Raw genomic sequence first — 10728 nt, forward strand, 5'->3', positions numbered from 1 at the left:
GGCGGAGAGTCCGCGCCCGGCGACGGCGGACGCGGACGGCGGCGCGCACGCGCCCGATGTGGGGCTCGAAGCCGCCCGCCGCGCCGTGTGCGTCACCGGTCTGGAGAACCACGAGCCGCTGACCGAGCCGCCGTTCGTCGCCGCCTTCACCCCGACCGCCAACATCGCGGTCGGCGACGAGACTCCGTGGGGCGTCGCCGCCGAACTGGCACGGCTGCTGCCCGGCACCGAGACCGTCACCTACGGGGCCGCCCAGGCGGCCGCGGACGGCACCTCCGACCTGGTCGCGAGTGTGCTCGGTGCGGCGGCGGACCGTAGGATCGTCGCGGTGGTACGCGACGTCCACCGGCACTACTGGATGGCCGACGCACTGGACACCCTGCTCGCGGTCCGCCCGTACACGGTCGTGGTCGAGATGGGGGTGCCCCAGTCGCCGCCCGCCGGAGTGCCGCACATCGCCACCCACGGCGCCGCCCGTGTGTGCGGACGGGCCGCCGCGGAAGTCATCACCGGCACTACCAACTGAACTGCCACCGGGAGGCACTCAGCATGTCCGTGACGGATCAGTCCGGCCGCACGCCGGGCCACATCATGCTGGCCGAGATGGCCGAACAGCCGGCCGTGCTGCGCCGCATCCTCGAGGAGGGTGCGCCCCGGATCCGCGAGATCGCCGAGGAGGTCGCGGCCCGCAGTCCCCGGTTCGTCCTGCTCACCGCGCGCGGCACGTCCGACAACGCGGCGCTCTACGCGAAGTACCTGCTGGAGATCCTGCTGGGCAAGCCGTGCGGGCTGACCTCCATGTCCACCACCACCGCCTACGGTGCCACGCCCGACCTCACCGACTGCCTCGTCATCACCGTCAGCCAGTCGGGTGGCTCACCCGACCTCGTCGCCTCCACCCGGGCGGCCCGCGCGGCCGGCGCCATCACCCTCGCCGTGACCAACAACTCCGGCTCGCCTCTGGCGGAGGTCAGCGAGTTCCACATCGACGTGCTCGCCGGGGAGGAGAAGGCCCTTCCGGCGACCAAGACCTACACCGCCGAACTGCTCGCGCTCCACCTCTTCGTCGAGGGCATGCGCGGGGGGCACGGCGCCGCGGCCGCCAAGCAGCTCCCCGAGCTGGCCGAGGCGATCCTCGCCCGGCGGGGCGAGATCAAGGCGCTCGCGAGCCGCTACCGGTTCGCCGAGCGCATGGTGCTCACCTCGCGCGGCTACGGCTACCCGACGGCGAAGGAGGCGGCGCTGAAGCTGATGGAGACCAGCTACATCCCCGCCCTCTCCTACTCCGGCGCCGACCTGCTGCACGGCCCGCTCGCCATGGTCGACAACATCTCCCCGGTCATCGCGGTGGTCCCGGAGGGGAAGGGGGGCGAGGCGCTGCAGCCCGTACTCGACCGCCTCCGCGACCGCGGCGCCGACCTCGTCGTCATCGGGAGCCCCGCCGAGGTCGACCGCGCCTCCGCCGGCTTCGCGCTGCCCACCGAGGGGCTCCCCGAGGAGCTCCAGCCCATCCTGGAGATCATCCCGCTCCAGCTGCTCGCCTACGAGGTCACCATCGCCCGTGGCCAGGACCCCGACGCGCCGCGCGCGCTGGCCAAGGTGACGGAGACCAGCTGAGCACGCTGGTGCGTCGGTCGAAGAAACACGTCGGTCGAAAAACACTTCGGGCCGCGGCGCCAGAGCAGGACCCTCAGCCCGCCCGGCACCGCAGCCCGGAGTCATGAGACCCCGGCGCGGTCAGGGCAGAACGCGCCGCGAGTCTCGCTCTGCCCTCCTGTGCGGGGAGAGCAGAAGCTTGATTCTTTACCCGTTCATTGTGGACTAGACCACACTTGCTGTCCATGCTGTGCGGGGAGTTCTTCCCGCCGGCGGCCCCGGACCGCCGGCGGCGACCGCCGGTAGGCTCGCGGCGTGCCCTCCATGAACGACCTCGTACGCCAGCACACCGCCCTGTCGGACTCCGACCTGGAGTGGCTGCACCTGCTGATCTCCGAGTGGCAGCTGCTCTCGGACCTCTCCTTCGCCGACCTGGTGCTGTGGGTGCCCACCCGCGACGGCACCCGCTACGTGTCCGTCGCACAGATGCGGCCGAACACCGGCCCGACCTCCTACCAGGACGACATGGTCGGCCATCTCGTGCCGCGCGGCCGCCGCCCGCTGCTGGACGCCGCGCACGACGAGGGCAGGATCGTGCGAGAGGGCGACCCGGAGTGGCGTGAGGAGGTCCCGGTGCGGGTCGAGTCGATCCCCGTACGCCGCGAGGGGCGGGTGCTCGGGGTCATCGCCCGTAACACGAACCTGCTCACCGTCCGCACCCCGAGCCGGCTCGAACTCACCTATCTGCAAAGCGCGTCCGACCTCGCCCAGATGATCGCGACCGGTGCCTTCCCCTTCCCCGGCGGACAGCTCGACATCGACCACATCCCGCGTGTCGGCGACGGACTGATCCGGCTCGATTCCGAGGGCATCGTCCAGTACGCCAGCCCCAACGCGCTCTCCGCCTACCACAGGCTGGGCCTGGCCACCGAGATCGTCGGTCTCCACCTCGGCCAGGCCACGGCCGAACTCGCCCCCAGCCGGGCCCCCGTCGACGAGGCACTCGTCACCCTCGCCAGCGGCTGGGCGCCGCGCGGCGCCGAGATCGAGGCCAACGACTGCGTCGTACAGCTGCGCGCCATCCCGCTCAAGCCCAAGGGGGTCCGCATCGGTTCGCTCATCCTGCTGCGCGACATCACCGAGGTGCGCCGCCGCGAGCGGGAGCTGATGACGAAGGACGCCACCATCCGCGAGATCCACCACCGGGTGAAGAACAACCTGCAGACGGTCGCTGCGCTGCTGCGCCTGCAGGCCCGCCGGATGGACTCCGACCGTGGCCGGGAGGCGCTCAACGAGGCCGTGCGGCGGGTGGGTTCGATCGCGATCGTGCACGAGACGCTGTCGCAGACCCTGGACGAGAGCGTCGAGTTCGACGAGATCGCGGACCGGGTGCTGGCGATGGTGGCCGAGATCTCACCCGGCCGCGTCGTCGGTCACCGCACGGGCCACTTCGGGGTGCTGGAGGCGGAGGTCGCCACGCCGCTGTCCATGGTGCTGACCGAGGTGCTGCAGAACGCGCTGGAGCACGGCTTCGGACCGGGGGAGCAGGGCACGATCGAGGTCAGTGCCGTACGCAGCGCAGGGGCCGGTTCGGCGCCCGGGCGGCTGCTGGTCACCGTGCGGGACGACGGGCGCGGCCTGCCGGAGGGCTTCGACGCCCAGCAGACCGGCAACCTGGGCCTGCAGATCGTACGGACGCTGGTGGAAGGCGAATTGGGCGGCGACTTCGACATGGTCCCTGCGCCGGGGCGTGGGACCCGGGTGGTCTTCGACCTTCCGGTCGCGGCGGAGAAACGGGACAAGCGCGAAAAGCGCTGAGCCCCGGTCCCTGGGGGCCGGGGCTCAACACCTTCTTGTATGCGGTGCGTCGGGGCACTGCGCGCTGCGGTTCGGGATGCAGCGATTGGCAGGGTGCGCGTCAGTCTCAGGCGGTCGCGGCGTTGTTCCGCGCCCGGTTGCGAGCGGCACGGCGCTTCATCGCGCGGCGCTCGTCCTCGCTGAGGCCACCCCAGACACCGGAGTCCTGACCGGACTCCAGGGCCCACTGCAGGCACTGCTCCATGACGGGGCAGCGGCGGCAGACGGCCTTCGCTTCCTCGATCTGCAGCAGCGCAGGACCGGTGTTGCCGATGGGGAAGAAGAGCTCGGGGTCTTCCTCGCGGCAAACGGCGTTGTGACGCCAGTCCATGGCTGCTACCTCTCCTCGTGGTTTGGCTTGTGAATGTGAACGCTTTCACGAATCCACCCCGCAGGGGAAGGGGCGCCGTTCGGTTGTGATACGGGTCCCACTCGATATTCGGGGAAGGATTCGGGCGCCGGAGGCCGCCGTGAGGGGCCGTCCCGATCGCCATGAAGAGACTCGCAAACCTCGGCGGCGGATACAACCCCTTCAAGCAAGTTTTTTTTGATTCCTTGGTGTCGCAACACTCACAGTCGTACTTCCAGAGGGTGGACCCTGGCCTAAACGTTCGAGTGGAAGGACTTTGGGGCGTTCGACTTACACAATCACACGCAGTGCACGGCGTACACCTGTGAAGTTCACGCTCGTACGCACTCCTAGGTGGTCACCGTCCATCTGAAAGGGCAGCGGAACCTGTGAATGCAAGGTGAAGTCGGTCTGATCGTGCAGTGTCACCGCGTGCTTGCCCCGTGGCCCGCGTTCGGGGCTGGAGGTGAGGAGCTGCGTGCCGTAGCGGCTCAGCGCGAGGGGAGTCATCCGGGACAGCCCGAGCAGGTCGAGACCGGTGTCGAAGGACGCCTGCGGTGCGGCGTAGACCGGACGATTGCCCAGGTAGGTCCAGGGGGCGGTGTTGCAGACTATCGACAGCACCAGGTCCTCGACCGGTGGCTGACCGGGCCGTTCCAGCCGGATCGTGCCCTGGCTGCGGTGCTGTTCCTTGAGGAACGCCCGCAGCGCCTGCCGTACATACAGTGCGTGGGTCGAACGCTTGCCCCGCTCCCGGTGCTGTTCGACCCGGCCGACCACACCCGCGTCGAAGCCGAACCCGGCGCAGAAGGTGAACCAGCGCGGCCGCACACCTGTGTCATCCGTGTCCGGTACGCCGGATGCCAGTCCGAGGCCGATCGTGCGCTCCCTGCGCGACTCGATCGCGTCCAGCAGCACCCCGGTCGCCTCCACCGCGTGGTTGGGCAGACCGAGCGCGCGGGCGAAGACGTTGGTGGAGCCGCCGGGGACGACGGCGAGGCGGGGGAGCCGGCCGGGGTCGGGGCCCTCGTGCAGCAGACCGTTCACGATCTCGTTCACGGTGCCGTCACCGCCGAGCGCGATCACCAGCTCCGTCTCGCCGTTCACCGCCGCCAGCCGGGCGAGTTCCCGTGCGTGGCCGCGGGACTCCGTGGTCGCCACGTCGAGTTCGAGGTCGCTGGCGAGCGCGTGGGTGAGCACCTCACGGGTCCGCAAGCTGGTGGTGGTAGCCGTCGGATTGACGATGAGGAGTGCGCGCATGGGGTGCAGCGTACCTATCCGCCGGCAGCGGAGCCCGGCCCTGGAGCCGAGCTTCAGCGCCGGGCTAGGCTTCCCCTGTGCCGGCTGCGAACAAGAACCCCGCCCCCTCCCCCTGGCTCTCCCGGGGGGACCCCCACCGCCCGCGACGGCTCACGGCAGCCGCCGTGCTGACCGCGCTGGAAGGCGTGGTGGTCGCCGCCTTCGGCGTGGGGGCGCTGGTGATGCTGGTCACCCGCACGCCGGACGGCATGACGCAGGCGGTCACCATGGCGGTCACCGTGCTCGCGCTGTCCGCACTGCCGTTGGCCGCCGCACGCGGCCTGTGGCTGAGGCGCCGCTGGAGCCGCGGCCCGTCCATGATCGTGCAGCTGATGGCGCTGCCGGTGGGTTATCAGATGGCGCAGAACGGCGGGGTCTGGATCGCGGGGGGCGTCGTCATCGCGCTGGCCGGACTCACCGTGCTCGGCTGCCTGGTCAACCCGACCGCGACCCAGGCGCTGGGAATCGGCCCGCGCGACGCGTGACGCCTGGCAGCGGGTACGGCCCGCCCGCTGTCGCGCACCAGGTCGTTATTCCTCTACCAGCAGCCGGTCGCGAAGCTGTGCCAGGGTGCGGGCCAGCAGGCGCGAGACGTGCATCTGGGAGATGCCGACCTCCTGCGCGATCTGCGACTGGGTCATGTTTCCGAAGAAGCGCAGCAGCAGGATCTTCTTCTCCCGCGGCGGCAGTTCCTCCAGCAGCGGCTTGAGGGATTCGCGGTATTCCACCCCTTCGAGGGCGTCGTCCTCCGCCCCCAGGGTGTCGGCGACCGCGGGTGACTCGTCATCCGTGTCCGGCACATCGAGCGACAGTGTGCTGTAGGCGTTCGCCGACTCCAGCCCTTCGAGTACCTCCTCCTCCGAGATCGACAGCCGCTGCGCCAACTCGTGCACGGTCGGGGCCCGGCCGTGGAGTTGGGACAGCTCGGCCGTCGCCGAGGTCAGCGACAGGCGCAGCTCCTGCAGGCGTCGCGGGACGCGGACCGCCCAGCCCTTGTCGCGGAAGTGCCGCTTGATCTCGCCGACGACCGTGGGTGTGGCGTAGGTGGAGAACTCCACGCCGCGCTCCGGGTCGAAGCGGTCCACCGACTTGATCAGACCGATCGTCGCGACCTGGGTGAGGTCGTCCAGCGGCTCGCCGCGGTTGCGGAAGCGGCGCGCCAGGTGCTCCACGAGCGGGAGATGCATCCGCACGAGATGATTGCGCAGCTCGGCCCGCTCGGGAGAACCGTCGGGAAGGGCGCGCAGCGCGATGAACATGGCCCGCGCCCCGCTGCGGTCGTGCGGGTCGAAGTGCGCGAACCGTGCGGCCCGCGCCGCCCGCGCACCGTGCGCTCCGGACCCCTGTCCGGGCCCGGGTCCAGGCCCCGGTCCGGCTCCGGGTGCCTCGTGCTGCTTGATGTCCATCGCGTCCCCCCGCTCTGCCTGCTCCGGTCGCTGACCACTGGGGTCGGCGGGGTGCGGCCTGGCCTGCTCAGGCACCATCGGATCGGCCGCCGCACCGGTGCGGCCGGCCCCATGCTCCCGTGCCTCGTGCCCAGTCACGGCGCTCCGGGGCCCGCACCGCGCTTTTTGTGCAGGCTGATACTGACCGTACGGTCCTCGGACACCGTCGAATCCACCTCGCCGGCCAGCGCGGAGAGCACGGTCCAGGCGAAGGTGTCGCGCTCCGGTGCCCGGCCGTCGGTGGTGGGGGCGGAGACGGTGACCCGCAGCGAGTCACCGACGAGCTTGAAGACACAGCTGAGTACGGAACCCGGAACAGCCTGCTGGAGGAGAATCGCGCACGCCTCGTCCACGGCGATCCGCAGATCCTCGATCTCGTCGAGGGTGAAGTCCAAGCGGGCCGCGAGTCCGGCAGTGGCCGTGCGCAGCACCGACAGATAGGCACCCGCGGCGGGCAGCCGGACCTCGACGAAGTCCTGTCCGTCCTGCCCCACGGGCTCACCTGCGTTCTGGGACACCCTCACCTCCAAGGTGGCACAAGCCGGTTCGGCTCGTTCGCTGTGACGAGTGCGCCGACCGCCGCACCTCCTGTGGACCTTGCCACGGAGGACCGGCGGGCTGACGCCCGTCGATGGTTTCGCCTGCGACGCTACCGCGATCCGCGACAAGATGTCGCCCGCACGGATCACTGCACCCATCACGTATGCGTCACACATAGTAAACACATGGGCACGGACTGTGGCTAGGGGTTGGGGATCGCAAATCCTGGGTGGCTACGCTGCGTTGACGCTGGCCAGTGTCCGCAGCGGTCCCCCTGACATCCGGAAGACCGTCCACTCCTCCATCGGTTCGGCCCCGAGTGATCTGTAAAACCCGATAGAGGGGTCGTTCCAGTCCAATACCCACCACTCGAAGCGTTCATAACCCCGTTCGACACAGATTCCGGCAAGGGCTGAAAGCAGTGCCCTGCCGTGTCCCGCACCGCGCGCCGCCGGGCGGACGTACAAGTCCTCCAGATACACACCGTGAGTACCCGTCCAGGTGGAGAAGTTCCGGAACCACAGAGCGAAACCGACCGGCTCACTCTCCGTAGCGTCCTCGGCGATCAGCGCGAAGACCGCCGGGTGTGCGCCGAAAAGGGCCTCGTGCAGCTGTGACTCGGTCGCCCGCGCGTGTTCCAGCGCACGCTCGTACTCGGCGAGTTCGCGGATCATCGCGTGAATGGCCGGTACGTCGGCCGGAGCGGCGGCTCTGATCATGCCCGAAGGCTAATGCCGCCCGGTGACAACAGCCGTCACGGTGCTGCCGGGTGCGAAGGCGCCCTCGTCGGCGAGTGCCGTGAGTCCGTACAGCAATTTGGCGACGTAGACGCGCTCGAGCGGCGGCAGGCCGTGCCGGGCGGCGAAGTCGTCCGCGAAGGCGTCCAGCTCAGCGGTGGTGCGGGCGTAACCACCGCAGTGGAAACGGTCGTCCAGCGACCAGTCGCCCCGCAGGCCGCCGAAGGCGGATCGCTGCAGCCCGTCGATCTCGGAGGTCAGAAAGCCGCCCCTGAGCACGGGGATGCCGAGCGCGCGCTGTGCGGGCGACAGACCGGCCGCCAGGCCCGCCAGCGTGCCGCCGGTGCCGCAGGCGACGGCGGCGATGTCGGTCCGTCCCCGCAGCTCGCGGCCGAGGGCGGTGCAGCCGCGTATCGCAAGGGTGTTGCTGCCGCCCTCCGGTATCAGGAAGGGGTCGTCGCCGCCGGGGTCCCCGAGCGGTACCCCGAGGTCCCTGAGGCGGCCGCACAGCCGCGTCAGGTAGCCGAGGTCGGTGCGCGACCGGTACTCCGCGCGGGAGACGAAGTGCAGCCGCATGCCGTCGGCGGCGCAGCGCGCGAGCGCGGGGTTGAGCGGCTGGGTGGCCAGCTCGTCGCCGCGGACGACGCCGATGGTGGCCAGTCCGAGCAGCCGTCCGGCGGCGGCGGTGGCGCGCAGATGGTTGGAGTACGCGCCGCCGAACGTCAGCAGGGTGCGGTGGCCGGCGTCCAGGGCGGCCCTGAGGTTAGGGGCGAGTTTTCGCCACTTGTTTCCCGGCAGCGCCGGATGGATCAGATCGTCCCGCTTGAGCAACAGCCGTATGCCGTGCCGGGCGAACCGCTCGTCACCGGTCTCCTGGATGGGCGAGGGCAGCAGCGGGGCGGGTGCGAGCGCGGCGAGGAGGGCATCGGTGCCGGCCCCGCCGTCACCGTCACTCCCGTCGCCGCTGCTTCCGCTCACTCCCGCATTGTCGCGCCGCCCGCCCCTTTCCGTAACTCGGCTCCCGTCATTTCAGGCGGGCCGCGATCCGGTCGCGCATCGCGTCCATCGTGAACCCGCGCGGGTCGGACTTCTGGTTCGTCCACTCCAGGTGGCCGATCACCGAGCGCGCGTGCCAGCCGTGGTGCCGGCACAGCGCGGCGGCGGCCCGCTCGATGGCGTCGAGCTGCGCGTCCGGCCAGGGGTCGTCCCCGTCGCCGAGGTTCTCGCACTCGAAGCCGTAGAAGTAGCGGTTGCCGTCGGTGTTCATCTGGTTGGGGCTCGGCGGGGCCTTCTCGGCGATGACCGCCCTGAGCACGTCGTCGTCCCCGAGCCCCGCGTGGTTGGCGCGTCCGTGCCCCACCAGGTGCACCGTGCCGTCCTTGGTGATGGCGCCGTGGGAGAGCGGGCCGGGCAGGTCCGAGCGGCCGTCGTAGATGAGGTCGACCGTCGCCTGGGCGCCACTGGTCACGGTGTGGTGGATCACGACGCCGTGCACCGGCCCCCAGGGGCCCTTGTGGTTGCGGTTGTGGTTGCGCCAGTCGCGGACCTCCTCGACCGTCACGCCCTCCTTCTCCAGGGCGGTGATGAAGGCGCTTGCTGTGATGGGTGTGGCCATCTGTCCCCGTACCTTCCGTGTGTGGCTCGCGCCGTCTGGTGGTGTTCGTGAGTGATGCCCGGTCTGTACCACGCTTACGCCGGACCCGGCCTGCCGAGCGGCAGGCCGGCGCGGGTCAACAGCTCCTGTACGCAGCCCTCGCGGACGTACGGGCGCAACAGCCGCGGCATCCGGTCGCCGGCCCGGCGTGCGCGGCCGGACCGGACGAGGGCGCAGTCCTCCAGGAATCCCTCCCAGGCAGCGCAGGCTTCCTCCAAGCGGCCGCGTGAGAGCAGGAGTTCGGCGAGTTCCGCCTGGCTGAGTGCCCGGGAGCGGCGTTCGCCGGCGGGCCGGTGCCGCAGTGAGGAACGCAGCTCACCGATGGCGCCGTCCCGGTCTCCCAGCGCGGCCCGTACCTGACTTGACTGGTAGAGCAGCGCGGCGTCCTGGTATGAGCCCACGGGTTCGCCGTCCGGGCTCTCCGGGCCGGTCGTCATGTCGGCCGGTACGCGGGCCAGTTCGTACTCGGCGCGGCGCAGTGCGGCCAGTGCGGGACCCCGCTCGCCGACTGCGGCCCGGGCCACCGCCAGCCCCGCGTACAGGAAGGCCCGTGCCGAGGGCGCCGCGCGGCCGGGCGCCGCCGCACAGGCCGCCTCGGCCAGCGCGAGGCTCTGCTGTCGGTGTCCCAACTGGTGCGCCTGGGAGCTGAGCGCCCGCCGGGCGAGTGCGACGCCCTCCGGATCCTCTCCCTCCGCCGCGAGTTCGGCGGCGGTGAGGAACGCGCGCTGGGCGAGGCCGTGGCGCTGCTCGTCGGCGTACACGCGGGCCAGCAGATAGCTCAGCCGGGCCGCGCCAGAGAGCAGCCGGGGATGGTGCGGGCCCTCCCCGCCGGTCCGCAGCCCGCAGACCAGACCGGCGAGTTCGGCGGCGAGCGGCGTCCGGATGTGACCGCCGCCGTGCCGGTCGGCCTGCTGGGCGAAGAAGCGCACATGCTCGCGTACGGAGGCGACCTCGCCCGGAGTGGTGCGGCGTGCGGGCCGCCCGCCCCGGGGGGCGGTGGAGGGAATCCGGGGCGGGCGGGGCCTGTGCGGCTCGGGGGTCTCGGTGGGATCGGTGCCGACGCCGCCGGTGCGGCCGCCGGCCGGCGCACCCGTGGTGGTCGGGGTCAGCAGCGTGAGCCGGTACGGAGCCGGAGGCGGGGAGTCCGCGCGGGGAGGTCCCACCACCGCGGCCGTGAGCGCGGCCAGTTGGTCGGCCGGGCGCTCCGTGCCGGGGGCCGCCTCCGTGGTGGCCGCGGGGCCGCGCCGGGAC

10 protein-coding genes and 2 pseudogenes are annotated in these 10728 nt (G+C 71.2%); 4 read left to right on the forward strand and 8 right to left on the reverse strand.

The annotated features are described in order from the left end of the window. The 3 genes and pseudogenes from ACRDP3_RS04715 to ACRDP3_RS04725 form a co-directional block, all read left to right on the forward strand. Positions 1-526, forward strand: a pseudogene (locus ACRDP3_RS04715) (glycoside hydrolase family 3 protein); the annotation flags it as partial. A gap of 23 nt (positions 527-549) precedes the next feature. Continuing rightward, a complete protein-coding gene (locus ACRDP3_RS04720) occupies positions 550-1617 on the forward strand; it encodes an SIS domain-containing protein (RefSeq protein WP_431515534.1) in 1068 nt (355 codons plus the stop codon). A gap of 303 nt (positions 1618-1920) precedes the next feature. Further along, positions 1921-3414 (forward strand): sensor histidine kinase, encoded by a 1494-nt coding sequence (locus ACRDP3_RS04725; RefSeq protein ID WP_431515541.1) that lies wholly within the window; start codon positions 1921-1923, stop codon positions 3412-3414. Positions 3415-3520: 106 nt separating this feature from the next. On the opposite strand, the gene ACRDP3_RS04730 is transcribed toward ACRDP3_RS04725, so the two are convergent. Then, entirely contained in the window at positions 3521-3784 is a 264-nt protein-coding gene (locus tag ACRDP3_RS04730; protein ID WP_027747983.1) for a WhiB family transcriptional regulator, read from the reverse strand. A gap of 309 nt (positions 3785-4093) precedes the next feature. Further along, a complete protein-coding gene (locus tag ACRDP3_RS04735; RefSeq protein ID WP_431515535.1) occupies positions 4094-5062 on the reverse strand; it encodes a diacylglycerol/lipid kinase family protein in 969 nt (322 codons plus the stop codon). A gap of 77 nt (positions 5063-5139) precedes the next feature. Here ACRDP3_RS04735 and ACRDP3_RS04740 point away from each other — a divergent pair, with 77 nt between their 5' ends. Further along, entirely contained in the window at positions 5140-5586 is a 447-nt protein-coding gene (locus ACRDP3_RS04740) for a hypothetical protein (RefSeq protein WP_431515536.1), read from the forward strand. A 45-nt stretch (positions 5587-5631) separates the two neighbouring features. Here ACRDP3_RS04740 and ACRDP3_RS04745 read toward each other — a convergent pair whose 3' ends face one another. From ACRDP3_RS04745 to ACRDP3_RS04770, 6 genes and pseudogenes are all read right to left on the reverse strand, one after another. Next, a complete protein-coding gene (locus tag ACRDP3_RS04745; RefSeq protein ID WP_431515537.1) occupies positions 5632-6645 on the reverse strand; it encodes an RNA polymerase sigma factor SigF in 1014 nt (337 codons plus the stop codon). Next, positions 6642-7064 (reverse strand): anti-sigma regulatory factor, encoded by a 423-nt coding sequence (locus ACRDP3_RS04750; protein WP_431515538.1) that lies wholly within the window; start codon positions 7062-7064, stop codon positions 6642-6644. Before ACRDP3_RS04750 ends, ACRDP3_RS04745 begins: the two co-directional genes overlap by 4 nt. Positions 7065-7319: 255 nt before the next feature. Beyond that, entirely contained in the window at positions 7320-7805 is a 486-nt protein-coding gene (locus ACRDP3_RS04755) for an N-acetyltransferase family protein (RefSeq protein ID WP_431515539.1), read from the reverse strand. Positions 7806-7814: 9 nt separating this feature from the next. Continuing rightward, positions 7815-8717 (reverse strand): 1-aminocyclopropane-1-carboxylate deaminase/D-cysteine desulfhydrase, encoded by a 903-nt coding sequence (locus tag ACRDP3_RS04760; RefSeq protein ID WP_431515542.1) that lies wholly within the window; start codon positions 8715-8717, stop codon positions 7815-7817. A 130-nt stretch (positions 8718-8847) separates the two neighbouring features. Further along, on the reverse strand, positions 8848-9438 hold the full coding sequence (locus ACRDP3_RS04765) for an N-acetylmuramoyl-L-alanine amidase (RefSeq protein ID WP_431515540.1): 591 nt from the start codon (positions 9436-9438) through the stop codon (positions 8848-8850). A 74-nt stretch (positions 9439-9512) separates the two neighbouring features. Then, a pseudogene (locus ACRDP3_RS04770) lies at positions 9513-10728 on the reverse strand (hypothetical protein); the annotation flags it as partial.

The sequence above is a fragment of the Streptomyces sp. genome (genome assembly GCF_050698815.1).
In the GTDB taxonomy this organism is placed as follows: domain Bacteria; phylum Actinomycetota; class Actinomycetes; order Streptomycetales; family Streptomycetaceae; genus Streptomyces.